The sequence below is a fragment of the Saccharopolyspora rhizosphaerae genome (genome assembly GCF_003931915.1).
GTDB lineage: Bacteria > Actinomycetota > Actinomycetes > Mycobacteriales > Pseudonocardiaceae > Saccharopolyspora > Saccharopolyspora rhizosphaerae.
The window spans coordinates 438,720-463,043 of sequence record NZ_RSAA01000007.1 but is presented as its reverse complement, the minus strand read 5'-3'; the positions used below and the strand labels follow the sequence as shown (position 1 = coordinate 463,043).

The following is a 24,324-nucleotide window of genomic DNA, read 5'->3' as shown; positions in this document are numbered from 1 at the left end:
CGCAGTCCTTCCGGGTCAGCCGACGGGGGTTCGGTTCGCGAGCTCCTCGCGGACCCGCGGGAGCAGGTGGCGGCCCCAGTCCTCGACGTCCTCCAGCGGCTCGTAGCCGCGGATAAGCAACGTCGTGACGCCGAGGTCGACGTAGTCCAGCAGCGCCTTCGCGACGGTCTCCGGACTGCCGACCAGGGCGGTGGAGTTGCCCGCCGCTCCGGTGGCCTTCGCCGGTGCCGTCCACAGCGCTCGGTCGTGGCGCTCGCCCTTCTCGGCCGCGTCGAGCAGGCGTTGCGAACCGACGCCGCGCTCGGCGGACGGGAACGCCAGCATCGCGCCCGAGGAACCGGAGCCGCGCGATTCGATGGTGCGCAGGATGCCGTGGGCGCGTTCCCACGCTTCGTCGTCGGTGCGGCCGATGATGGGCCGGAACGACACCGAGATGCCGACGTCGTCGGGGTCGCGGCCGTGCTCGGCGGCGGAGGCGCGGACCGCCGCGATCTGCTCAGCGGTCTCGGCGAGCGGCTCGCCCCAGAGCGCGAACACGTCCGCGTGCTTGCCGCCGACGCGGTAGGCGTCGGCTGAGGAACCGCCGAAGTAGACGGGCAGGCGTCCGTTGACCGGCACGACCTCGGAGCGGGCGCCGGCGAACCGGTAGAACTCGCCCTCGTGGTCGAGGGGCTCGTCCGACTCCCACACCCGGCGCACGACGTCCAGGTACTCGTCGGTGCGGCGGTAGCGGGCCGCCTTGTCCGAGTAGTCGCCGTCGCGCCGCTGCTCGGTGTCGCTGGCACCGCTGATGACGTGCACCGCGAGCCGTCCGCCGATCAGCTGGTCCAGCGTCGCGAGCTTGCGGGCGGCCAGCGTCGGCGCGACGAAACCAGGCCGGTGCGCGAGCAGGAAGCCCAAGCGTTCGGTGTGGGCCGCCGCGTAACCGGCGACGCCGAAACCGTCGGCGTCCCAGGAGTGGTAGCCGATGAGGACCCGGTCGAAGCCGGCTTCTTCGTGCGCCTGGGCGAACCGGCGCAGGTAGTCGCGGTCGACGGGTGGACCGCTCGGCGGGCGGACCTCCGAGGTGTCGGCGGTGCGGATCATGCCCACGAGTTCGACGGCCATCTGAGCCCTCCGATCTGCCGTCCCACATTGCGGCATCGATGTCCCACACGGTATGAACGAGACGGCGTCGGCATCAAGACCGACCACGATGTAGGAACAGCGAGGAGAAGTCCTTGTCAGGCAACGAGAACCGGCCCGGCGGCACGGCCGACTGGCACCAGGAGCTGGAGCACGTGCGCGGCGCTGCCCTCACCTCCGACACCAACCAGACCTCCGGGATGCGCCGGTTCGAGGCCATCTCCGGCAAGACCGTGGGTTCGGAGAAGCTGTGGATGGGCCGCACCCACGTCGGGCCGGCGACCAATTCCGGCGACCACCACCACGGCGAGGCCGAAACCGCCATCTACGTCGTCTCCGGCCACCCGGTGTTCGTCTTCGCCGAAGGCGAGGAGGAAGTGCGCGTCGAAACCGAGCCCGGCGACTACATCTTCGTGCCGCCCTACGTCCCGCACCGCGAGGAGAACCCCTCCGCCGAGGAGGAAGCGGTGGTGGTGATCGCCCGCAGCACGCAGGAGGGCATCGTGGTGAACCTGCCGAGCCTGTGGGCCGAGGTCGGCCCCGACGCGGAGAGCTCCGGGGACCGTCGCAGGTGACCGAGCAGCGGCGATCGGGCACCCAGTCGGTCGACCGGGCGATGGCGGTCCTGCGTTGCTTCGAGAAGGCGGAGCAGCTGACGCCGACCGCGGTGGCCACCCAGCTCGGTCTCACCGTCAGCACCGCGCACCGCATCATGCGGGCGCTGCACGCCGCGGACATGCTCGCCCAGGACCCGGCGACCGAGCGCTACTTCCTGGGCGCGACGGCGGCGATCCTGGGCAGGCTAGCGCTGGAGCGGATGGGCACGACCGTCATGCACCCGGTGCTGACCGCGCTGCGGGACCGCACCGGCGAGGCCGTCAGCCTCGGCACCCGCGTCGGCGACGAGGTGGCGGTGCTGGTGCAACTCCCCTCACCGCACCCGCTGCGCTACGACCAGGAACCCGGGGCGCGCAACCCGATCCACGTGTGCGCGATGGGCAAGGCGCTGCTGGCCTTCGGCACCGAACCGGTGACGATGCCCGAGCCGTTCGAGCGGCACACCCCGAAGACCCTCACCACCCACGCCGAGCTCGCGGACGAACTCGCGCGCATCCGTTCGCGGGGTTGCGCGTTGAACGACGAGGAGCGCCTCGTCGGCGTGCGGGCCGTGGCTGCCCCGGTGCACGACCAGACCGGTCACGTCATCGCCGCCGTGGCCGTGCAAGGGCCGACGGTGCGCTTCGGCGACGACCGGGTGGACGAGCTCGCCGCGGCGGTGACCGGCACTGCGCGAGAGCTGTCGTCCCTCTACCGCACGGGTGGGGGTTAGCCCTACCCCGGATCGCGGGGCAGCCTCCCTCGAAAGTGCGGGACAGCACCGGGGAACGGAGGGATGGACCCGACGACTCCTGGTGCGGAACGCGGAACCATTCCTCTTGGTCACGGCCGGGCAGGGCTTCCCGGATCACCCGTCGAGAGAGGAGTGGCGAGATGGACACCACGAGCACCACGCGGCCCGCAGCTACCGGTATCGACGGTCTCATCCGCGAGCACGGCGCCGCGCTGTTGTCCTACGCCACCCGGCTGACCGGGGACCGGTACCTCGCCGAGGACATCGTGCAGGAGACGTGGCTGCGGGCCTGGAGGCACCGCGACCGGCTCGCCAACGGCAACGGCTCGGTGCGCGGGTGGCTGCTGCGCGTGACCCACAACGTGGCCGTCGACCAGCACCGCAGCCGCAAGGCTCGGCCGACCGAGGTCGCCTTCGAGAGCGAGGAGCTGGCGAACAGGGCCGTGCAGTGCGCGCCCAGCGACGAGGTGGAGAGCCGGATGGTGGTTGACGAACTCCTCGGCCACCTCTCCCCGGCACACCGCAGCGCGGTGGTCGAGGTCTACGTCACCGACCGCACCACGGCCTCGGCGGCCACGGCCCTGGGTGTCCCGATCGGCACCGTGAAGAGCCGGCTGCACCACGCGATCCGCTCCTTGCGAGGCCGCTTCCGGCCGATGCTGGAAGCCGCCTGATCAGCTCAGCGCGTTGCAGGGCGTCGCTCCGGGGACCTCGGCTTCGACGCGGACGTTGGCGAACGTGATGTCCATCCGGCTCTGCGACCACACCAGGAAGGGCGTGTTGACGCGCCGGATGTCGAGCCCGCTGCCGACGAAGCAGGACAACGGGATCTTCACGGTGGCGGGCTGCTCGACAGGCATCGCGGCGAACAGGTGGCTGGCGGGAACCTCGGAACGGCAGGGGTATTCGCAGTGCATGCCGACCTTGGTGGTGCCGCCGTGCGGCGGGGTGTGCACGACCGCGTCGAAGACCAGCGCGCCGCGGTTCTCGGAGTAGGCGGTGAGGTCGAGCGTGCCGCGGGGGTTGCTGGTCTGCAGGTAGACCTGGGCCGGCTTGTCCTGCAACCAGGACACCCGGAGTCCCTGGTGGGCCGGGTCGCTGACGGCCTTGATGGTCGTGCCCTGCTCGGTGCCCTCCTCGGGGATGGCCGAGCCGCCCCAGTTGGCGTCCGAGCCGAGGTAGCCGGCGAACGGTGGGAGGGGCTTGCCGTCGTAGACCGGCAGCGGACCGTCCGGCGGCGCGGGCTTCTCGGCGACCGCGCCCTGCGGTGAGGTGGGAGTGCTGCCGGTGGTGGCGAAGACGGTCACGCCCACGCCGATCGCCAGCGCCGCGGCGGCCGCGACGACGGGAACCAGCCAGTCCGTGCGCTGCGGAACCGGTGCGACCGCGGATTTCCCGTGCGTGGCGGTGTCCGAAGTGGACTCATGTGCCGGGGTCGGGCGCGGTTGCGTCGCGGTGCGCGCGGCACCCAGCGCGACGGTGTGCTTCGGGTGCAGGGTGACGCGGACCGGCTTGCCGAACTCCTCCGAGATCATCTGCGCCACCAGCGGGACCCGGGAGGAGCCGCCCGCGAGCAGCACCGCCGAGAGGTCCTCCACGCGCAGCCCGGCCGACGCCGTGGTGCGGTGCAGCGCCTCGGTGGTCAGCTGCACCGAGGGCCGGATCATCTCGTTGAACTCCGCCCGCGTGACGGTCACGTCGCGCGGGCCGGAGGGCAGCGGGACCGCCAGGTCCACGTCCGGTTCGGTGGAGAGCTCCTCCTTGGCGCGCACGCACATCGACTGGATGGTCGCCAGCGCGGAGGCCGCGCCCGGGTCGCTCGGGTCGAGCCGGCTGATCGCCCCGTCGAGCCGCTCGTCGACGTGGGCCAGCAGCGCCTCGTCGAAGTCGATGCCCCCGAGGTGTTCGATGCCTTCGGGTGTTCCCAGGATTTCCATCTGCCCCGCGCGCATCCGCAGGATCGTGGTGTCGAAGGTGCCGCCGCCGAGGTCGTAGACGGCCACGACCTCGCCGTCCTCGAGCTTGCGCGCGGTGGAGTAGTGGGTGGCGGCCGCTTCCGGCTCGGTGATGAGGCGGAAGTCGTCCACGCCCGCGAGCCGGGGGACCTCCGTGAAGTGCTCCTGCCGGTACGGGCCCCAGATGGCCGGGTAGGTCAGCGCGACGGACTCCGGCGGGCCGTCCATCTCGGCGGTCACCGCGTCGAGCACGTCTCGCAACTGCGCGGCCATCAGCGCGGCCGGGGAGTAGGCCGACCCGCCGAGCACGAGCGGCGTCGGATCGCCGAGCCTGCGCTTGAAGTTCCGCGCCACCCGGGACGGATCGGACACCGAGTCCAAAGCGGACTTCCCGGTCAGCAGCGCCCCGTCGGGTGCCGGGTGCGCCACGGACGGGACGACGACCTCGGGCGACAACGACACCACGCGGGTCCCGCCCGGTCCGCTGACCGCGGCGGACGTGAACGAAGTCCCGAGGTCGATGCCAACGCCGTAACGCACCTTGTGTGCTCCCTTCGCGTCAGCAAAAGATAACCACAACTGGAATGACGTCAACCCCGTACGAGTCCTGGAAGAGGGGGGATAGCCCTACCACCGCAACGGGATTGCACCCTTTTGCCGGGCAGCGGCGGCGGTGAGGCTGGGAGGATGGTCGGGAGTGTGGGCAGGTGCAGCGTGCGCGGCGGCAGGTGGCTGCCGGGGTGGTTGCGCGTGCCCGACCGAGGCGCGGCGGAGTACCGCTTCGAGCTCGAACGCGCCATCAACGACGGTCCGGCCGCAGGCCTGTCGGCGCTGGCGGTCGAGCTGGACCTGTTCTCGGCCGTGGTGGGGGACCTGCGGCTCGCTTCCCGGGTCGAGGTGCTGCGGGAGACGGTGTGCGTGCTCATCGAGAACCTGCGCCAGCTGGGCGGGATGATCCACCCGCCGGTGCTCGCCGAAGGGCTGGGGCCGACCTGCGTGTCCGTCGCCGAGCGCTACGACCTGCGGGTGGCGCTGGACCTCCCGGAGCACGACCTCGGCCCGCAGGCGCGGGTGCGAACCGGTCTCCTGGTCGCCGACCACCTGCGTACGCTGGAGCCCGGTACGACCGTGCGGGTGCGAGTGCGAGGCAGGAGGGTCGTGCGCGTGCGCATCACCGAACGAAGGCCGGGGTCGTCGGTGCGGCGGAACCTGCGGGCGGTGCTGCTGTGCGGGTAGCCATCGCCGAGGACGGGGCGCTGTTCCGGGAAGGGCTGGTCCTGCTGCTGCAGGCGGCCGGTCACGAGGTCGTCGGCTGCGTTGGCGACGGGAACGCGTTGCTGGGGGTCGTGGCCACCGAGCCGGTGGACGTCGCGGTGCTGGACATCCGGATGCCACCGGAACCCGACGGCGGCCTGACCACCGCCGAGGAGGTCCGCGCGCGCAGCCCCGAGACCGGACTGCTGCTGCTGTCGCACTACGCCGAGACGCACTACCTGATGCGCGTGCTCGAGATCGGCGCCGAGCGGATCGGTTATCGGCTCAAGGAGCGCGTGGCGGGCGTGCAGGTGCTGGCCGACACCTTGGACCGGATCGCCGCCGGTGAGATCGTCATCGAGCCCACCTTGGCGAAGCGGCTGGTCGAGGCCCCCTCCAAGCGGTCGGACAGCCCCCTCTCGACGCTGACCGAGCGGGAGCTCGACGTGCTGCGGCTGATGGCCGAGGGGCACGCCAACAACTCCATCGCCCAGGAGCTGTTCGTCTCGCCCAAGGTCGTGGAGAAGCACACCGCGTCGATCTTCACCAAGCTCGGCCTGCCGCGCGACCAGGCGATGCACCACCGGCGCGTCCTCGCCGTGCTCGCCTACCTGAGGTCGAGCCGGATCGAGAGCTGAGGGGTGGGGGTGCCCGTGCGGGCCATGCGGAAGTCCCGGCGTCCGCACGAGGTCGTCGCCTCCGCGCCGCCGGACCGGTTGGTCGGCGCGCTGGTGGACCAGCTGGCGGCCACCGTCGGCGGCCACGCGGCCTACTGCCTCCCCGCCGCCGACCGGCCGGACGACGTCGAGGTCGTCGCCTCCTCCGCGAATTGCATCCACAGTGGACTCGAGCGGAGCTCGACGCGAGAACCGGTGCGCGGCGGGAGAGTCCTGCTCGTCTGGGGTGCGCGTCGGTGGGGTGAGGAGGAGCGGACGGCGCTGCGGGAGACCGCGGGGTGGCTGGCCGTCACCGGCGACGTCGACCGGATGCGCTCGGAGCGGGACCGGGCCGAGGAGCGGTTCCGCTCGTTGCGCGCTGACGTGACCGCTGCGCGCGAAAGGCTCGCGCACGTGCGCGATCTGGAACGGCGGCGGCTGGTCCGCGCGATCACGACCTCGACGTTGCGCGATCTCGACGAGCTGCGCCGCCGGTTGCGCGGTGTCGGCGAGCGCCTCGCCGAAGACGGGGAGCAGGAGCGGATCGCGGCGCTGGGCGCGGTCGTCGACGACATGCTCGAGACCTTCCGCGCCGTCGTGCGCGGCGTGTACCCGGCGATGCTGCCGGACAAGGGCCCCCGGTTCGCGCTGGAGGAGCTGGCGGCGACCCTGCCGCACCCGGTGCGGTTCTCCGGCGATCTGGGCCGGCGGGTCGGGTGGCAGGTCGAGTCCGGCTTCTACCACGCGGTCGCGGCGGTGCTGAACCTGCTGGCGGGCGAGGGGATCCACCGCGACGACGACCCCGCGGTGGAGGTCGAGTTCGCGCGCGACGAGGTGCTCCGCGCGCGGGTGCGGAGCACCGTCGGCGATCTCTCGGCGGGCGATCTGCGGGCCGCGCTGCACCAGGACGCCGAGCGGATCGCGGTGCTGGGCGGGGCGGTGGAGTGCACCGTCGTGGACGGGACGGCCGTGGTGTCGGTGCGGCTCGCCGACCGCACCACCAGCGTCACCACCTCCCACGGCGAGAGCAGTGCGCTGTTCCAGCGCGTCAGCGACCTGGTCAAGCAGGGGCAGCACGCCGCGGAGGCGGGGCCGGCCCGCGCGCGGTGGGACGCCATCGCGGCACGGCTGGTGACACCGCCGCGGCTGGCCGTGGTCGCCGACGCCGACGGGCCGGGCCCCGCCGAGGTCGACAGCGCCTCCCTGCTCGGGGTGACGGTGGTGTTCGCCGGAGGTCCGGCCGACCTCGCGGTGGCCGAGGAGCTGCTGGCCGACGACGGTCCGCGCGGCTCGGTCGACGCGGTGCTGTGCCGGGTGGCGCCCACCCCGGAGTTCCGGGCGGCGCTGCGCCGGTCACCCCAGCGCGTCGAGCTCTCCGAGACGACCTGCCTGGACCGCTTGGCGCGTCGGCTGGTGACCTGGGCGCCGGTGATCGCCGCGCGGCGAGCTCTCGTCTCCGCACGCGCGCTGCTGCCGGGGCTTCCCGTCGACCACCCGCTGCGCTGGGCGGTGGACCGCATCGCCGCCGAAGCCCACGAGATCACCGAGCTCGACCTGCTCGACGAGTTGCTGAGCGGGGAGACGCGCGTGCTGCGCGGGGTCGCCGAGGACGCCGCGCGGTTGCTCGGCGCGGAGGGGGCCGACCCGCGCTCGCGCCTCGGCCTGGAACCCGAGGTGAACGACGAGCAGGTGCGCGTCGCAGCGCAGCGTGCTGCGTGCAGGTGGCGGGCCCACGCGGTCCGGCCGACGACCAGCGGCCGCGACGCCTCGGTGTGCGAGGTGCTCGTGCGCACCGCAGAAGGGCTGCTCAGCGAGGGACGGAACCCGTGATCCTCGTGCCGTGACCGGGTTGCGAGCGGACGTCGATGGTGCCCCCGACCGCGGCCATCCGGGCTGAGAGGTGTGGCAGGCCGGAACCGCGGGCCGTGAGGTCGAACCCGGGGCCGTCGTCGGAGACGACGAACTCCAGCCCGTGCTCGGTGTCCCGGACGTCGACGGTGATGGAGGCTCCGGACGCGTGCTTGTGGGCGTTGTTCACCGCTTCCAGGCACGCGAAGTACGCGGTGGACTCGACCAGCGGCGGATAGCGGCGGTGGAGGTCCGTGGTGTCGAGGGCGACGTCGGAGTGCGCGGCCAGTTCGGTCTCCAGCGCGCCCGCGAGCCCGCCGGTGGACAGCGGGATCGGCAAGATCCCGGCCGCGGTGTCGGTCAGCGCCTTCTCCGCTGCGTCCAACTTGGACTCAAGGTCGGCGAGCCGTTCCTCGGAAGCGCCGGTGTGCTCGACGAGCGCCATCGCCATCTTCAGCGAGACCAGGTGGTGCTGCGCGCCGTCGTGCAGGTCCCGTTCCAGCGCCCGCCGTTCCTGCTCCATCTCGACGGTGGTGCGCCAGCGGTCGTCGACGAGCTCGCGGGCGGCGGCCTCCCCGTCGCGGCGCAGCCGGTCGGCCTCGGCGGCCAGCCGCAACGCCGCCATCGGGGGGCCGAGCACGGTCGCCAAGGCGTCGACCGGGCCTGCGGAGTGCGGAGCGACCGCGAGCAGCGCCTGCACCTCGCCGTCGTGCTCGATGGGCTGGGTGAGCCACCGCTCGGCGCCGTGGCCCCACTGGTAGCGCTCGCCCGCGACGGTGAAGGCGCAGCCGGTCGCGCCGAGCGCGGTGCCGATGACCTGCGCCAGCGAGTGCGCGTCGGGTGGGCGCTCGAGTTCGGCGAGGTGGTCGGTGACGGCCTCGGCGGCTCGCTTCTCCTGCGCACGCATCACCGGAACAGTAACCGCCCGGACCGCCACCTCGTGCCGCACGTGCTCCGTAGTGGTGCGCAAAGAAGTGACGAATTTTGTCGAAAGGATTGTGAACAATCCTGGCGTGTTCTAGGTTGCTCGACGAGCTGAACGGAGGAGTGCCATGCTCGTCGATCCCGCGCGCCGGCGCGGATCCCAGACCGCGGTGCCGTGCCTGCTCATGCGCGGAGGGACCTCGCGAGGACCGTTCTTCGACGAGCGCGTGCTTCCCGAGGACGTCGCCGCCCGCGACGCCGTGCTGCTGGCCGCCCTCGGCTCACCCGACGAGCGCCAGATCGACGGGATCGGTGGTGCGCACCCGCTGACCAGCAAGGTCGGTGTCGTCGCGCCCGGGACGCGGTCCGATGTGGACGTCGAGTGGACCTTCGGGCAGGTGCAGCCCGCCAGCGACGTCGTCGACGTCACCGCCAACTGCGGGAACATGCTCGCCGCGGTGCTGCCCTTCGCCGTCGAGACCGGCATGGTCGAGCCCGCCGGCGATCGCACCACCGCCCGCGTGCTCACCCGCAACACCGGCATGATCGCCGAGATCACCGTGCTCACCCCCGAAGGCCCCGACGGGCGGCGGCACGTCCAGTACCCGGGCGGGGCGCACATCGACGGCGTTCCCGGGGGAGCCGCGCCGATCGAGATCGGCTTCCTCGACACCGCGGGCTCGGTGGCCGGCTCGCTGCTGCCCACCGGCAACGTCCGCGACACCGTCGAGGTCCCCGAGGTCGGACCGGTCGAGGTGACGCTGATCGACAACGGTCAGCCGCTGGTCGTGGTCGAGGCGGCCCGCCTCGGCGCCACCGGCTACGAGACGCCCGCCGAGATCGACGCCGACGACGAGCTCAAGGCCCGGGTCGAAGCGCTACGGCTGGTGTGCGGCCACGCCATGGGCCTCGGCGACGTCACCGCCAAGAACTACCCGAAGATGACGCTCGTGGCGCCGCCGCAGCACGGCGGCAGCGTGTCCACCCGCAGCCTGATCCCGCGCGTCGCGCACCAGTCCATCGGCGTCCTCGCCGCCGTCACCGCCGCGACGGCCTGCGTGCTGGAGGGCAGCGTCGCCCACGACGTCGCCGACGACATCACCGGCACCGGACCCACCGTGTCCGTGGAACACCCCTCCGGCGAGTTCAGCGTGACCCTCGGCCTCGACCCCGCCGACCCGCAGCGCGTCGTGCGCGCCGCGCTGCTGCGGACCGCGCGGCTGCTCATGTCCGGAGACGTGCTCGTCCCGTCGTCCGCGTTCACCCCCGTCGCGAAGGAGCGCTCCGCTTGATCATCGACGTCCACGGCCACTACACCACCGCTCCGGCCCCGCTCGGGCGCTGGCGCGACGCCCAGATCGCCGGGCTCACCGACCCGGCGCAGCGCCCGGACCCGGCGGGACCGGTCATCAGCGACGACGAGATCCGCGCGTCGCTGGAGTCCCAGCAGCTCGAGCAGATGGACGAGCGCGGCATCGACGTCACCGTGTTCTCGCCGCGCGCGTCGTTCATGGCGCACCACATCGGCGACTTCGAGACCTCCTCGGCGTGGGCGCGGATCTGCAACGACTTGTGCCACCGGGTGGCCGAGCTCTACCCCCGCCGCTTCGCCTTCGGTGCCATGCTCCCGCAGTCGCCCGGCGTCGACCCCGCGACCGTGATCCCCGAGCTGGAGCGCGTCGTCGAGCTGGGCGCGGTCGCCGTCAACATCAACCCGGATCCCTCGGGCGGGCACTGGACCGCGCCGCCGCTGACCGACCGCCACTGGTACCCGGTGTGGGAGAAGCTCGTCGAGCTCGACGTGCCCGCCATGGTGCACGTCTCGACCAGCTGCAACCCGGCGTTCCACACGACCGGCGCGCACTACCTCAACGCCGACACCACCGCGTTCGTGCAGCTGCTGCAAGGCGACCTGTTCACCGACTTCCCCGGGCTGCGGCTGGTGATCCCGCACGGTGGTGGCGCGGTTCCCTACCACTGGGGACGGTTCCGCGGACTCGCCCAGGCGATGGGCAGGCCCGAACCCGAAGAAGCGTTGCTGGGCAACGTCTTCTTCGACACCTGCGTCTACCACCAGCCCGGCATCGACCTGCTGCTCGACGTCGTCCCGCACTCGTCGGTGCTGTTCGCCTCGGAGATGATCGGCGCCGTGCGCGGCGTCGACCCGCGCACCGGCCACCACTTCGACGACACCCGCCGCTACGTCGAGAAGGCCGGCCTCCCCGCCGAATCCCTCGCCGCGATCGAAGAGGGCAACGCCCGTCGCGCGTACCCGCGACTGGACGCCCGCCTGTCCGCCCAGGGCCGCTGACGCCGTCACCACGAAGGAGCCGCACCGTGCACGAACTCGGAGTCGTCCACCGCACCGTCGAGCGCGCCGATCGCGACGCCGTCGAAGCCCTGTCGCGGTTCGGGGTGGCCACGGTGCACGAGGCCCTGGGCCGGGTCGGCCTGATGCGCCCCTACGTCCGGCCCGTCTACCCGGGCGCGAAGGTCTGCGGCACGGCCGTGACCGCTCTGCTGCAGCCGGGGGACAACTGGATGCTGCACGTCGCCGCCGAGCAGGTGCAGGACGGTGACGTCGTCGTCGCCGGCTGCACCACCGAGTCCGAGGACGGCTTCTTCGGCGAACTGCTCGCCACCTCGTTGCGCTCCCGCGGAGCTCGGGGCCTGATCATCGACGGTGGCTGCCGGGACGTGGACGAGCTGCGGGAGATGGACTTCCCGGTGTTCTCCCGCGCGATCAACGCCAAGGGCACCGTCAAGGCCACCCTCGGTTCGGTCAACGTGCCCGTCGTGGTGGCGAACGCGCTGGTCAACCCCGGCGACGTGATCGTCGCCGACTCCGACGGGGTGGTCGTGGTGCCCGCGGGGAAGGCCGCTGTGGTCGCGGAGGCGGCGGGCCGGCGCGAGGCCAACGAGGCGGGCAAGCGCGCGAAGTTCCAGAACGGCGAGCTCGGCCTCGACCTCTACGGCATGCGCCCCCAGCTCGCCGACCTGGGACTGACCTATGTCGACTGACGTGACCCCCGGCTGGCTGCGGTGGCACCCCGAGCCGAGCACACCGACCTTCACCGCCCCCGCCGGGGCGGTCGACGCGCACTGCCACGTCTTCGGCCCGGCCGCGCGGTTCCCGTTCGCCCCCGAGCGCAAGTACACGCCGGTGGACGCCGGCGAGGAGCAGCTGTTCGCGCTGCGCGACCACCTGGGCCTCTCCCGCAACGTCATCGTCCAGGCCACCTGCCACGGCAGTGACAACAGCGCGCTCGTCGACGCCCTGCTCGCCTCGGACGGACGCGCCCGCGGAGTGGCTGCAGTGGACCCCGACGTCACCCCGGAGGAGCTGGAACGCCTGCACGAGGCGGGTGTTCGCGGGGTGCGCTTCAACTTCGTCAAGCGGCTCGTCGACGCTGCGCCCACCGCGGCGCTGGAGGAAACCGCCACCAAGATCGCCCCGCTGGGCTGGCACGTCGTCCTCTACTTCGAGGCCCCGGACCTGCCCCACCTCGAGGAGTTCTTCCTGTCGTTGCCGGTCCCGCTCGTCATCGACCACATGGGACGGCCCGACGTGAGCGCGGACCCCGAGGGCCCGGAGTTCGCCCGCTTCCTCGACTTCGCCGACCGCAGCGGCGCGTGGGTCAAGGTGTCCTGCCCCGAGCGGCTGAGCAAGATCGGACCGCCCGCGCTGCACGGCGAACAGCACGCCTACACCGACGTCGTCCCGTTCGCCCGCCGGGTCGTCGAGACCTTCCCCGACCGCGTCCTGTGGGGCACGGACTGGCCGCACCCCAACCTCACCGACCACATGCCCGACGACGGCCTCCTGCTCGACCACGTGCGGCACCTCGCCGTCACCGCCGAACAGCAGCAGGCGCTGCTCGTCGACAACCCGATGCGCCTGTACTGGCCCGACGAGCAGTCCTGAGCGACGAACGGGCGACGACGCCCTCACCCCGTAGGAGACCGCAGTGCCGCACTCCGCCACCAACTCGGCCAACCGGGTCGACCGGTTGCCGATCTCGAGGTTCCACAAGACCACGATCGTCGCTCTGGCGTTCGCGTACTTCTTCGAGTTCGCCGACATCAACACCTTCGCCATCACCGCGCCGAAGGTGCGCGTGCAGTGGGGCTCCGACGTCAGCCACATCGCCTACGTGACCTCGCTGTCCTTCGTGGGGATGTTCCTCGGATCGGTCGTGGCGGGAGGTCTGGCGGACCGGCTGGGCCGCAAGCGGACCTTGACGCTGACCACGCTGTGGTTCTCGACCTGGTCGCTGGCCACCGCGTTCGCCCAGGACATGCTGTCGATGGGCGTGTTCCGCGTCCTGACCAGCGCGGGCCTGTCGGCGATGACGGTGGTCGCGGTGGTCTACCTCAACGAGGTCTTCCCGCGCGCACAGCGCGGCAAGTTCCAGGCCTACGTCATCATGATCGGCATCTGCGGCACGCCCGCCACCAACCTCATCGCCTCGTTCCTGGTGCCGCTCGGCGAGCAGACCTGGCGCCTGGTCTACCTGTGGGGCGCCCTGGGCGTGCTGTTCCTGCTCTTCCTGCGCAGGCTCGTCGAATCGCCGCAGTGGTTGGAGTCCCGCGGGCGCAGCGACGAGGCCGAAGCCGTCCTGCGACGTCTGGAGGGCGAGGCCGCCGCGGAGCACGGTGAGCTTCCCGCCGCCGCTCCACCGGTCGAGGCCGAACCCACCACGGGGCCCGGCTGGGCCTTGCTCAAGCAGAAGAAGTTCCTGTTCCCGACGATCCTGCTGTCGGTCCTGTGGATCAGCCAGACCATCGGCTTCTTCGGCTTCTCCTCGTGGGCGCCCACCCTGCTGGCCGCCGAAGGCGTCAGCGTCGAGGACTCCCTCTTCTTCGTCGCCCTGACCACCGTCGGTGCACCGCTCGGGTCCTTCCTGGCCGCGCAGGTCACCGACCGGTTCGAGCGCAAGTGGTGCCTGGTGGTGTTCGGCCTGGTCATCGCCGGGTCCGGCCTGCTGTACGGGTTGACCTTCATCCCCGTGCTGGTCGTCGTCTTCGGGTTCATGGTCAACCTCTTCGAGCGCGGCTACACGGCCCTGGCCTACGCCTACTCGCCGGAGCTCTACGACACCCACGGCCGCTCGCTGGGCACCTCGATCTCCTACGGCGTCGGCCGGTTGTCCAACGCGGTCGGGCCGCTGATCATCGCCGCCCTCTACAGCGGCTACGGCTACATGACCGTCTTCTACTTCATCGCGGGAACCTGGGCCGTCGGTGCGCTGGCCCTGGCGCTGTTCGGGCCCGCCACCCGCAAGATCCGGCTCGAAGCGCAGGCCGCCGAGACCGTCTGAGGCCCGTCAGCCGCTGAGGACGCTGGTGAGCCAGGCCTGGAACCGGTGGGTGAGCACGACGGGGTCCACCAGCAGCTTCGGGATGTCCGCGGCGTTGCCCGGTTCGATGCGCACGTGCAGGAACACCGGTCCTGGCGTGCCGAGCAGCCGGGTGAACTCCTCGCGCAGCGCCTCGGGGTCCTCGGCGCGGCCGGTGGTCCACCCCGCGGCTTCGGCCACCGCGCCGAGGTCGACGCGGTCGGTGTAGGTGGGCAGTCCGGCGGTGGAGCCGTAGGCGCGGTTGTCCAGCAGGGCCAGGAACAGGGCGCGCGGGCGCGTGTAGCCGCCGGTGGGCAGCACGTTCGGGTTCATCAGCAGCGATCCGTCGCCCTCGATGCCGATGACCTTCTCGACCGGCGAGTCCGCCACGGCCATCGCCAGTCCGGTGGTCACCGAACCGGCCAGGCCCATCGAGTCGAGCAGGTAGAGGTGGTTGTCCCGGTCGGCGATCGAGGCGAGCTCGCGGCTGGTCGCCGCGCAGGTCACCACCACCGGGCGGCCCTCGGTCAGGTCGGCGAGGTGCTGCAGGGCTTCGAGGCGGCGCATCAGGCGACCTTCCCATCGGTGTTCCAGAAGGAGGCGAGGACGACGACCGGCCGGTAGGTCATCCGCGCGTGCACTCCGGCCTCGGTGGTGGCGTCGCGCCAGTCCTGCGGTGAGGAACGGCGGTCGAGTTCGAAGACCGGAAGCCCGGCGGTGCGCAGCAGCGCGGGGGCGTGCTGGCTGATCGAGTGGATCATGGAGTTGTACTCGCCGAGCCCGCCACGCGTGTTGGCGAAGACGAGCAGTGGCAGGTGGTAGGACAGCGAGAACGTGGTCAGCGCCGTCAGCGCGTTGCCGAAACCGTTGTCCTGCATGACGACCGCGCCGAACCCGCCCGCCAGCGGCAGGGCGCCGATCAGCCCGATCGCTTCCTCCTCCCGCGACAGCGGCGTCACGTGCGGCGAAGTCCCGTCCGCGCCACCGTCGGCCTCCACCAGCGCCGAGATGACCGGCGCGACCGTCACCGACGGGATGTAACCGACCCGCTCGGCGCCGGCGTCCCAGATCCCGGCCGCAGCGGCCTCGGCATAGCTCACTGAGGTCACACGCCCACCCTTCGTCGAGGAACCGGATGTCACGCTGCCACTCCGAACCGCGCAGCAGAACCCGTCCTCCGCGCGGACTGCCGCGGTTCGAAGCGAGGGGCCCGGCGGGGCCCGCTCCGGGGTCGGCTGGTACACGTGGTCGGGGACCCCGCTTCGCCCTGCGCACCCGTGCGAGCACGCGGTATCGGACGGCGCCTCTCCACTTCTCGCCGAGAATTATTGCGGGATCGTACGAAGCGGACGGCTGCGTGTCGAAGTGCGCCTCCTGCAACGATTTTCGTGAGAACCCTTCTGGACAGCCGTCGTTGCGCGTGTCACAGTCCTCGTCATGCTCGTACCGACCGGACGGTCTGCCGTGGTGGGTTGACGCAGCACGTCGTCGTGGTCGGCGAGGTTCGGATCAAACGGAGGGGTTTTCCGATGCGAAGAAGGACCACGGCGATCCTGCTGGCCTGCGCGTTAGCGGGTGCGACCGGGCTGACCGCCCAGGCCGCACCCGCACCTGCACCTGAAGGCGACTACATCGTGGTGTTCAAGGCAGGCACCAACGCGAAGTTCAAGGCGGACGAGCACTCACGGAGCAACGGGGCCCGGGTCGGGCACCTCTACCAGTCGGCGTTGAAGGGCTACTCCGCTCGCCTGAGCGAGCAGGCCCGCGACCGCATCGCGGCGGATCCCACCGTGGCCTGGGTGGAACCGGTCCGCCAGGTGCGCAGCACCGCGCAATCGCTGCCCACCGGCGTCGACCGCGCCAATGCCGACGCGAGCCCCACCGCCGCGATCGACGGCACCGACCAGCGCACCGACGTCGACGTCGCGGTCATCGACACCGGCGTGGACAGCGACCACCCGGACCTCAACGTCGTGGGCGGCAAGAACTGCACGCTGCCGGTCCTCCCGCCGGAGGACGGGCACGGCCACGGCACCCACGTCGCGGGCACCATCGGGGCGCTCGACAACGGTGACGGGGTCGTGGGCGTCGCACCGGGCGCGCGGATCTGGGCCGTCAAGGTGCTCAACGACGCGGGCATGGGCACCACGGCCGACGTCGTCTGCGGCATCGACTACGTCGCGGCCAATGCCGGGCAGATCGACGTGGCCAACATGAGCCTCGGCGGCAGCGGAGCCGACGACGGGCAGTGCGGCCGCAGCAGCGGCGATTCCGAGCACGACGCCATCTGCCGCGCGGTCTCGGCCGGCGTCACCTTCGCCGTCGCGGCGGGCAACGACGCCGCCGACGCCAAGGACAGCGTCCCCGCGGCGTACGACGAGGTCATCACGGTCAGCGCGTTGGCCGACTTCAACGGGCAACCCGGCGGCGGCGCTCCGGCGACCTGCCGGGAGGACGAGGACGACACCTTCGCCGACTTCTCCAACTTCGGCTCCGACGTCGACCTCATCGCGCCGGGCGTCTGCATCGAGTCCACCTGGCCGGGCGGCTCCACCAACACGATCTCGGGCACCTCGATGGCCAGCCCGCACGTGGCGGGCGGCGCCGCGCTCTACAAGGCGACCCACCCGACGGCCACCCCGGAGCAGGTGAAGAACGCCCTCCGGAGCGCCGGTTCGAAGGACTGGACCTGGCCGTCCCAGGACCCCGACGGCACGCACGAACCCCTCCTCGACGTCACCGGGTTCTGAGGTTTCGTTGAGCGCTCTTTCCGCCGGCCGGTGCGGGTGGCAGGACCTGAGCGGCTCCGTGCGCCGCTCCGGGAGCACTTCGGGTACGCGGTCGCGGCGTACTCGCCACGAAGCCGCTCAGAACCTGCGGCGGTGCCGGTTGAGTCCCTCACCTGACGAAGCGGCTGCCGCCGCGGGCCGCCTGGATGCCGCGGCGGTGCGGGGTGAGTTCCGCACTTGAAGACGCGGCTACCGCTGCGAGCTGCCTTGAACCTGAGGCGGTGCTGGGTGAGTTCCGCACCTGGAGCAGCGGCTGCCGCCCGGAAGCAGAGCGCCGAGCACCTCGACGGGGTGCTCGGCGCTCCTACGTGCGGATGCGCGTTACCGCTGGGGGAACGGGCCTGCCTTCCCGAGCAGCGCGGGGGCTTCCTCACCGAGCTGTTCGCCGATCCAGGTGCCGGTGCGGGACAGGGCTTCCAGGTCGAGGCCGGTGCGCACGCCCATGCCGGACAGCAGGTGTTCGAGGTCCTCGGTGGCGATGTTGCCCGTGGCGTTGGGCGCGAACGGGCACCCGCCGATCCCCCCGATGCTGGCGTCCAAGGTGGACACACCAGTGGTCGCGGCCGCGAAGGCGTTGGCGTAGCCGGTGTTCCGGGTGTTGTGGAAGTGGCAGCGCATCCGGGCGCCGGTCTCCTCGCGGATCCGGCTGACCAGCTCGCCGACCTGGGTCGGCACACCCGCGCCGATGGTGTCGGCCAGCGCGAGCTCGTACGGGCCCGCGTCGGCGACGCGGCGCGCCAGCTCGACCACGTGATCACTGCTGACCGGGCCCTCGAACGGGCAGCCGAACGCCACCGCGATCGTGGCCACCGGACGGATCCCCGCGGCGTGGGCGCGCGCGGCGATGTCCTCCCAGGCGCGCAGCCCCTCCTCGGTGGTCACGCCCTGGTTGCGCTTGCTGAACTCGTCGGTGGCCACGACCACCACGTTGATCTCGGACAACCCGGTCGCCTGCGCGCGGTCGAAGCCCCGCCGGTTGAGCACCAGTCCCGAGTAGGAGACGTCGTCGCGCTGCGGCACGGCGGCCATCACGTCCTCGGCGTCGGCCATCTGCGGGACGAGCCGGGGGTGCACGAAGGAGACGGCCTCGATCCGGCGCGCGCCCGCCGCGATCGCCCGCTCGATGAACTCCACCTTCGTCGCCGTGGGCAGCAGGGTGCTCTCGTTCTGCAGGCCGTCACGGGGCCCGACCTCCACGACATCGATGCCGGACGGCAGGGGAGCGGTCATGATCGCCTCCTTTTGTGCACAATCATGGTGCGGTCGCCATCCTCTGCCCTTGACCAACCTGGCGCAAGGTCTGTTCAGAACAGATCCGGCTTGCTAGGTTGTGCACAATCTTGAAGGGAAGTGGGACGTGTCACAAGCTGCCGCGCGTGCTTACGGGGCGCTTCGCGAGGACATCCTCACCGGGGTGCGCCCGGCGGGCTCCCGGTTGCGCGAGGAGCAGCTCGCCGAGGACTACGGCCTCAGCCGCACCCCGGTGCGCGAGGCCCTCCGGCGGTTGCAGGCCGACGGCCTGGTGCAGGTGGTCCCCAACCGCGGCGCGGAGGTCGTCTCGCTCAGCGCGGAGGACTTCGAGGAGATCTTCGGGCTGCGCAGCGTGCTGGAGAGCTACGCCGCCCGCAACGCGGCCTTGCGCGGCGACGTCGACGTGGCACGGCTGCGCGAGCTCTGCGACGCCATGGAGCGGCAGCTGGAGCGCCTCGACCAGGACGGGGCGCACGAGGAGATCACCCGGCTGAACATGGAGTTCCACCAGGCGATCCACCAGGCGGGCGGCCGGCGGCTGCTGCCGGACCTGCTCTCGCGGGTGATCGAGGTGCCGCTGGTGCGCCGCACGTTCCACCGGTACACGACCGCCGAGCTCCACCGCAGCTTCACCCAGCACCGCGAGTTGACCGAGGCCATCGCGGCAGGCGACGGCGACTGGGCGCACGCCGTCATGCAGTCGCACGTGCTGGCCGCCCGGGCGACGCTGTTGCGCCCGGACCAGGAAGAGGAGGAAACCCAGTGACGGCAACGACGAGCGGTCCGCTGTCGGACGTCCGCGTCATCGAGGCGGGGACGCTCATCGCCGGCCCGTTCTGCGGCCAGCTGCTGGCCGACTTCGGCGCCGAGGTCATCAAGGTCGAGGACCCGGGCACGGGCGATCCGATGCGGCAGTGGGGCCAGGTCAAGCACGAGGGCAAGTCCCTCGCCTGGCCGGTGATCGCTCGCGGCAAGAAGTCGGTGACCGCCAACCTGCGCACCACCGAAGGGCAGCGGATCCTGCGCGAGCTCGTGGCCAACGCGGACGTCCTCGTGGAGAACTTCCGGCCGGGCACGCTGGAGCGCTGGGGCCTGAGCTACGAGGAGCTGCAGGAGATCAACCCGCGGCTGGTGCTGGTCCGCGTCACCGGCTACGGCCAGGACGGTCCGTACGCCTCGCGCGCCGGTTTCGGCGCCATCGGTGAGGCGATGGGCGGCATGCGGCACGTGACCGGTGAGCCGGACCGCGCGCCGAGCCGCGTGGGCGTGAGCATCGGGGACTCGCTCGCGGCGACGTTCTCGGCCTTGGGTGCGGTGATGGCGCTGCACGCGCGCCACCGCACCGGGCGCGGTCAGGTCGTCGACACCGCCATCTACGAGGCGGTCCTGGCGATGATGGAGTCGCTGCTGCCGGAGTGGGAGATCGCCGGCTACCAGCGGCAGCGCACCGGATCGGTGCTGCCGCGCATCGCCCCCAGCAACGCCTACCCGACCGCGGACGGCGCCGAGATCATCATCGGCGCCAACCGGGACACCGTGTTCACGCGGCTGTGCGAGGCGATGGGCCGGCCGGAACTGGCCACCGGCGAGCGCTACGGCACCCACGACGCCCGGGGTGAGCACCAGGAGGAGCTCGACGAGCTCATCGGTGCCTGGACCCGCGAGTTCAAGGCCGACGACGTGCTCGACACGCTGCACGAGGCGGGGGTTCCGGCCGGTCGGGTCTACACCGCGGCGGACATGGTCGCCGACCCGCACTTCGCGGCGCGCCAGGCCATCGTCCGGCTGATGCACCCGGAGCTGGGTGAGATCCCGATGCAGAACGTCGTGCCGCGCCTGTCCGAGACCCCGGGCGAGGTCCGCTCGCTCGGGCCGGATCTCGGCGAGCACAACGCCGAGATCTACGGCCAGGTCCTCGGCGCCGACGAGGAGCAGTTGCGCCGCTGGCGCGACGACGACGTCATCTGACAGGGCGGTCCCGTGCGACCTGGCCGCGCCTGCGAGCGCGGCCGGGCGGGACCGCCTGCGCGAAGAATCGAACAGGACAACCGATTCGGAGTCCACGATGGATCAACGAAGATCTCAGGACCGGCCCAGGTACGAGCCGATCCGCATCCGGTCGCTGTGGTGGGCCATGGCGTTCGTCGTGCTGGCCGGGGTGCCGTTCTACCTGCCGCCCGGTTCCACGCACCCGCTGGTGTTCGGGATCCCCTACTGGGTGGTGATCTCGCTGCTGTTCACGTTCCTGTTCGCCGCGCTGACCAGCTGGGCTTGCCTGCGGCGCTGGAACATCGACGAGCCCGAAGAAGAAGCCGGAGGTGGCGCGTGAACGGTCTGAGCTTCGCCGGTCTCAGCGGAATCCTGGTGCTGGCGGCCTACGCGGTCATCATGCTCGTCATCGGCTACTTCGCCGGGCGCGGACAGCCCGAGGGGGAGCAGAAGACCTCCCGCGGTTACTACCTCGGCGGCTCCGGGCTCGGTTTCGTCGCGCTGTTCTTCACCCTCTACGCCTCGCAGTACAGCGGGAACTCGATCGTCGGTTACGCGCCAGAGGCCTACCGCTCCGGCTTCACCTGGTGGCAGTCGGTCCCGTTCATGATCGCGGTGATCGCCGGGTACTTGCTGTTCGCGCCCCGCCTCTACGCCATCGCCAAGCGCGAGCAGTTCGTGACGCCCACCGACTGGGTGCGCCACCGCTTCCGCTCCACGCCGGTGTCGCTGCTGGTCACGGTGCTCATGCTGTGGGGCCTGGCGAACTACCTGCTGGAGCAGCTGGTGGCCATGGGTCACGGCATCTCCGGGCTCACCGGCAACACCGTGCCGTACCAGGTCGGCGTGATCGCCTTCGTGGTCGTCATGCTCGTCTACTCGTGGTCCGGCGGCATGCGCGCGGTCGCGTTCACCGACGTCATGCAGGGCATCGCGCTGCTGGTGGGGGTGGCGGTGCTGCTGGCCGGGGCGCTCTACCTGGTCGGTGGCGACCTGGGCGCGGTGACGCAGCACCTGGCCGACAACGAGCCCGCGAAGCTCGGCGTGCCCAGCGGCGAGGACTCGGTCAACTGGCTGTCGATGATCATCATGATCGGCTTGGGCGCTGCGGTCTACCCGCACGCCATCCAGCGCATCTACGCGGCCCGCAGCGAGCGCACCCTCAAGCGCTCGCTGGCGATCATGGCGCGGATGCCGTTGGTCACCACCGGTGTCGTGTTCGCGGTCGGCATCGTCGGCATCAAGCTGTTCCCGGGGCTCTCGGAGGACGATTCCGAGCAGCTGGTCGGGATGATCGCCAACGAGGTGGCGGGCATCAACCTGTTCTTCTACGCGTTGATGATCCTGCTCTTCGGCGGTGTGGTGGCCGCGATCGTGTCCACTGCGGACTCGGCGCTGCTGAGCTTCTCGTCGGTGATCTCGCAGGACCTCTACGGCCGCTACCTCGCGCCGAACGCCTCCGAGCGCAAGCAGGTCCTGGTCGGCAAGGTCGCGGGTGTGGTCGCGATCGGCCTGCTGCTGGTGCTGGCCTGGAACCCGCCGAGCACGCTGTACAACATCTTCGTGCTCAAGTTCGAGCTCATCGTCCAGATCGCGCCGGCGTTCATCCTGGGCCTGTACTGGCGCAGGCTGTCCGCGGGACCGCTGTTCTGGGGCATGCTCGCCGGTGCGCTGCTGTCCGGAGCCTGGACGATCTTCGACATCGACAAGCTCTACGGCATCCCGGCAGGCCTGCTCGGCCTGGCGCTCAACCTCGCCATCTGCGTCCTGGGCTCGTTGCTGGTCCCCCACCGCGACACTCCGGACACGGACCCCCTACCGGTCAAGACCGCGCCCAGCGCTGCGGTCTAGGCGGCCGGCGCCGCGTCCCTCCTGCCCCAGGGACGCGGCGCCGGTCCTGGGGCAGGAGGGACGCCGTGGTGGCCGCTGTCTTCTAGGTGCGGGACTCAGCTCACACCGCCGCAGGTCCTGAGCGGTCGTGGCGAGTACGCCGGGGCGCCGCTGTGCTCTCCCCTTCCGGGGGTTGCTGCTACCGGCACCGCCCAGCGAAGCAGTTCCCCAGGGTAGAGCCATGGCTCGCTTGATCTTGTTGAACGGCCCGCCGGGGATCGGCAAGTCGACGCTGGCGCGGCGGTACGTGGACGAGCACCCTGGTGTGCTCGACCTCGACGTCGACCTGCTGCGCGGGCTGATCGGCGGGTGGCAGGAGCGGTTCGCCGAGACCGGCGAGATCGTGCGGCCGTTGGCGTTGGGGATGGCGGGGGAGCACCTGCGGGGCGGGCGTGACGTCGTGATGCCGCAGTTCCTGGCCAACCCCGCCGAGGTCGAGCGGTTCGCAGGGGCGGCGACGGAGAACGGCGCCGAGTTCCGCGAGATCGTGCTGCTGGACAGCCGGCGGCGCTCGGTGGAGCGCTTCACCCGCCGCGGAGTTGACGACGACCAGGACTGGCACCGCCAGGTCAAGGCGATCGTCGAGAGTGAAGGCGGCGAGGAGTTCCTCGCCCGGCAGTACGACAAGCTCGTCGCCTCGGTGCGGCAACGGCCCTCGGCGGCTGTGCTGACCAGCGAAGAAGGTGCCGTCGAGGGAACCTACGCCGCGTTGCTCGACGCTCTGGACGAGTGAGCCCGCTGCGGCGCCGGGTGGCGCCGCAGCGGGTGCGGGTCAGTACGGGCAGGTGGACCGGTGCTCGGCGATCTCCGGGTCGTCCTGCGGTGGTGGGCACAGGAACTGGTCGTAGCGGGTGTCGTCGTCGAGGAAGCGCTTGAGCCAGGCGAGGCTGTACTTCGCGATCGTCGTGTCAGGCGTGTTGGGGGCGAGGTGGCCCGCACCCGCCAGTTCCAGGTAGGCCTTGCCGGGATCGTCAGGCAGGCTCTCGTAGAACGGTTCGGCGTGCTGGGACACCGGTGCGACGGTGTCGTTCTGCGCACCGATGATGAGCGTCGGCGTGCGGACACCGGAGAAGTCCTTGGTGGTGTGCCACGGGGTCAGCGGGATCGCCGCTTGGAGCGCAGGGTTGTCCAGCGCGGCCTTCAAGGACCCGCCGCCACCCATCGAGTGGCCCATCACGCCGAGCCGTGCCGGGTCGACGCGGTCCCGCACGCTGCTGTCGTCGACGAGGTGGTCCAGCGAGGCCTGCAGCTGCCGTGCTCGCGAATCGGGCTGGTCGGTGGTGGTGATCGTGTCGATGGTGAACACCACGAAACCGTGCGAGGCGAGCCTCGGCCCGTACCACGCCATGCTCTCCTGCGTGCCGGTGTAGCCGGGGGAGATGGACACCGCCGAGAACAGGCCGTCGGTCGTGTCGGTGGGGTAGTAGATCGTGCCGCCGCCGAAACCCTCGACTTCGAACCGGGAAACGGACTCCTGCTCGACGTCGAAGGGGCCGCGCGGGGCGGTGATGGTCTCTTCGGTGGGGTCTGGGCCGTGCACGTCGGTGGCCTCGACCGCCTGGGCCAGGGTCACGTTGCCCGCGAGCAGGCCAAAGACGGCTGCGCAGACGATGAACAATCGGGAAAGGGGACTGGTGGAACGCGAGAACCCCATGCTTCGCCCTTTCGAGAAGCGCCCGGTGTTCGGGCGCACCGGAACATGTCGTCGTTGAGCAAGATTTCCGGAACGCGAACGACCTTAAAGTGGCTCCACCACGCCGTCAACGAACCCGACACCAGCGACGACCAGCAACGGAAGTGGAAGGTGCTCACCGCGGTTCTGAAACCGCTTGGCGTGCGCGCACGAGGGCGCATGCTCAGCTGGAACTCCCCTGCCTGCGGGGGGATGAGCCGTTCGGTCGCGCGCGGTGGTCCCTTCGGTCGATTCTTCGGCTTCGTGCGGACGCGTAGAAA

Annotated in this window: 24 protein-coding genes; 17 read left to right on the top strand and 7 right to left on the bottom strand. The window is 71.2% G+C overall.

The features are described 5' to 3' along the window. Window positions 1-15 precede the first annotated feature (15 nt). The gene (locus tag EIL87_RS08755) at window positions 16-1,107 is read right to left on the bottom strand and encodes an LLM class flavin-dependent oxidoreductase (protein WP_125089661.1); all 1,092 of its coding nucleotides are present in this window, start codon (window positions 1,105-1,107) and stop codon (window positions 16-18) included. A gap of 113 nt (window positions 1,108-1,220) precedes the next feature. On the opposite strand from EIL87_RS08755, the gene EIL87_RS08750 reads away from it, so the two are divergent. The 3 genes from EIL87_RS08750 (at window position 1,221) to EIL87_RS08740 (ending at window position 3,150) form a co-directional block, all read left to right on the top strand. Continuing rightward, on the top strand, window positions 1,221-1,700 hold the full coding sequence (locus EIL87_RS08750) for a cupin domain-containing protein (protein ID WP_125089660.1): 480 nt from the start codon (window positions 1,221-1,223) through the stop codon (window positions 1,698-1,700). Then, a complete protein-coding gene (locus EIL87_RS08745; RefSeq protein ID WP_125089659.1) occupies window positions 1,697-2,455 on the top strand; it encodes an IclR family transcriptional regulator in 759 nt (252 codons plus the stop codon). Before EIL87_RS08750 ends, EIL87_RS08745 begins: the two co-directional genes overlap by 4 nt. Window positions 2,456-2,616: 161 nt before the next feature. Continuing rightward, window positions 2,617-3,150, top strand: a complete 534-nt coding sequence (locus tag EIL87_RS08740) for a sigma-70 family RNA polymerase sigma factor (protein ID WP_125089658.1) — start codon at window positions 2,617-2,619, stop codon at window positions 3,148-3,150. On the opposite strand, the gene EIL87_RS08735 is transcribed toward EIL87_RS08740, so the two are convergent. Then, window positions 3,151-4,971, bottom strand: a complete 1,821-nt coding sequence (locus EIL87_RS08735) for an Hsp70 family protein (protein WP_125089657.1) — start codon at window positions 4,969-4,971, stop codon at window positions 3,151-3,153. A gap of 174 nt (window positions 4,972-5,145) precedes the next feature. Between EIL87_RS08735 and EIL87_RS08730 the strand changes: the two genes are divergently transcribed. The 3 genes from EIL87_RS08730 to EIL87_RS08720 are packed head-to-tail and all read left to right on the top strand — an operon-like array spanning window position 5,146 to window position 8,171. Beyond that, window positions 5,146-5,667, top strand: coding sequence for a hypothetical protein (locus EIL87_RS08730; protein WP_233576108.1), 522 nt, complete (start codon window positions 5,146-5,148; stop codon window positions 5,665-5,667). Continuing rightward, entirely contained in the window at window positions 5,658-6,323 is a 666-nt protein-coding gene (locus tag EIL87_RS08725) for a LuxR C-terminal-related transcriptional regulator (RefSeq protein ID WP_125089655.1), read from the top strand. The genes EIL87_RS08730 and EIL87_RS08725 overlap by 10 nt, the downstream gene beginning before the upstream one ends. 15 nt (window positions 6,324-6,338) lie before the next feature. Beyond that, on the top strand, window positions 6,339-8,171 hold the full coding sequence (locus EIL87_RS08720; protein WP_125089654.1) for a hypothetical protein: 1,833 nt from the start codon (window positions 6,339-6,341) through the stop codon (window positions 8,169-8,171). Here the strand turns inward: EIL87_RS08720 and EIL87_RS08715 are convergent. Then, a complete protein-coding gene (locus tag EIL87_RS08715) occupies window positions 8,149-9,096 on the bottom strand; it encodes a sensor histidine kinase (protein WP_125089653.1) in 948 nt (315 codons plus the stop codon). The genes EIL87_RS08720 and EIL87_RS08715 overlap by 23 nt on opposite strands. Window positions 9,097-9,241: 145 nt before the next feature. Between EIL87_RS08715 and EIL87_RS08710 the strand changes: the two genes are divergently transcribed. From EIL87_RS08710 to EIL87_RS08690, 5 genes are read left to right on the top strand one after another with little or no spacing between them, the layout of a single operon-like run. Then, window positions 9,242-10,405 carry a 4-oxalomesaconate tautomerase gene (locus tag EIL87_RS08710; RefSeq protein ID WP_125089652.1) on the top strand — a complete coding sequence of 388 codons (1,164 nt, stop codon included), beginning with the start codon at window positions 9,242-9,244 and terminating at the stop codon, window positions 10,403-10,405. Then, entirely contained in the window at window positions 10,402-11,424 is a 1,023-nt protein-coding gene (locus EIL87_RS08705; protein ID WP_125089651.1) for an amidohydrolase family protein, read from the top strand. The genes EIL87_RS08710 and EIL87_RS08705 overlap by 4 nt, the downstream gene beginning before the upstream one ends. Window positions 11,425-11,450: 26 nt before the next feature. Next, complete coding sequence (gene ligK / locus EIL87_RS08700) at window positions 11,451-12,134, top strand: 4-carboxy-4-hydroxy-2-oxoadipate aldolase/oxaloacetate decarboxylase (protein ID WP_125089650.1); 684 nt, start codon at window positions 11,451-11,453, stop codon at window positions 12,132-12,134. Then, window positions 12,124-13,038, top strand: coding sequence for an amidohydrolase family protein (locus EIL87_RS08695; RefSeq protein WP_125089649.1), 915 nt, complete (start codon window positions 12,124-12,126; stop codon window positions 13,036-13,038). The genes ligK and EIL87_RS08695 overlap by 11 nt, the downstream gene beginning before the upstream one ends. A 43-nt stretch (window positions 13,039-13,081) precedes the next feature. Further along, on the top strand, window positions 13,082-14,434 hold the full coding sequence (locus EIL87_RS08690; protein WP_125089648.1) for an MFS transporter: 1,353 nt from the start codon (window positions 13,082-13,084) through the stop codon (window positions 14,432-14,434). Between the two features lie 6 nt (window positions 14,435-14,440). On the opposite strand, the gene EIL87_RS08685 is transcribed toward EIL87_RS08690, so the two are convergent. Next, window positions 14,441-15,019 (bottom strand): thiamine pyrophosphate-dependent enzyme, encoded by a 579-nt coding sequence (locus EIL87_RS08685; RefSeq protein ID WP_125089647.1) that lies wholly within the window; start codon window positions 15,017-15,019, stop codon window positions 14,441-14,443. Next, entirely contained in the window at window positions 15,019-15,561 is a 543-nt protein-coding gene (locus EIL87_RS08680; protein ID WP_125089646.1) for a thiamine pyrophosphate-binding protein, read from the bottom strand. Before EIL87_RS08680 ends, EIL87_RS08685 begins: the two co-directional genes overlap by 1 nt. A 420-nt stretch (window positions 15,562-15,981) precedes the next feature. Here EIL87_RS08680 and EIL87_RS08675 point away from each other — a divergent pair, with 420 nt between their 5' ends. Next, on the top strand, window positions 15,982-17,202 hold the full coding sequence (locus tag EIL87_RS08675) for a S8 family peptidase (RefSeq protein ID WP_125089645.1): 1,221 nt from the start codon (window positions 15,982-15,984) through the stop codon (window positions 17,200-17,202). Window positions 17,203-17,562: 360 nt separating this feature from the next. On the opposite strand, the gene EIL87_RS08670 is transcribed toward EIL87_RS08675, so the two are convergent. After that, window positions 17,563-18,471, bottom strand: coding sequence for a hydroxymethylglutaryl-CoA lyase (locus tag EIL87_RS08670; protein ID WP_125089644.1), 909 nt, complete (start codon window positions 18,469-18,471; stop codon window positions 17,563-17,565). A gap of 127 nt (window positions 18,472-18,598) precedes the next feature. Between EIL87_RS08670 and EIL87_RS08665 the strand changes: the two genes are divergently transcribed. The 5 genes from EIL87_RS08665 to EIL87_RS08645 all read left to right on the top strand — a co-directional run bounded on the left by EIL87_RS08665 (window position 18,599) and on the right by EIL87_RS08645 (window position 23,104). Beyond that, window positions 18,599-19,258 (top strand): GntR family transcriptional regulator, encoded by a 660-nt coding sequence (locus tag EIL87_RS08665; RefSeq protein ID WP_199740313.1) that lies wholly within the window; start codon window positions 18,599-18,601, stop codon window positions 19,256-19,258. Continuing rightward, window positions 19,255-20,460: a CaiB/BaiF CoA transferase family protein gene (locus EIL87_RS08660; RefSeq protein ID WP_125089642.1), complete on the top strand. Its 1,206-nt coding sequence runs from the start codon at window positions 19,255-19,257 to the stop codon at window positions 20,458-20,460. The genes EIL87_RS08665 and EIL87_RS08660 overlap by 4 nt, the downstream gene beginning before the upstream one ends. A gap of 97 nt (window positions 20,461-20,557) precedes the next feature. After that, window positions 20,558-20,821, top strand: a complete 264-nt coding sequence (locus EIL87_RS08655) for a hypothetical protein (RefSeq protein ID WP_125089641.1) — start codon at window positions 20,558-20,560, stop codon at window positions 20,819-20,821. After that, entirely contained in the window at window positions 20,818-22,332 is a 1,515-nt protein-coding gene (locus EIL87_RS08650; protein WP_125089640.1) for a sodium:solute symporter family protein, read from the top strand. Before EIL87_RS08655 ends, EIL87_RS08650 begins: the two co-directional genes overlap by 4 nt. 220 nt (window positions 22,333-22,552) lie before the next feature. Further along, complete coding sequence (locus EIL87_RS08645; RefSeq protein WP_125089639.1) at window positions 22,553-23,104, top strand: AAA family ATPase; 552 nt, start codon at window positions 22,553-22,555, stop codon at window positions 23,102-23,104. Window positions 23,105-23,143: 39 nt separating this feature from the next. On the opposite strand, the gene EIL87_RS08640 is transcribed toward EIL87_RS08645, so the two are convergent. Continuing rightward, window positions 23,144-24,025: a poly(ethylene terephthalate) hydrolase family protein gene (locus tag EIL87_RS08640; protein ID WP_125089638.1), complete on the bottom strand. Its 882-nt coding sequence runs from the start codon at window positions 24,023-24,025 to the stop codon at window positions 23,144-23,146. Between the last annotated feature and the right edge of the window lie 299 nt (window positions 24,026-24,324).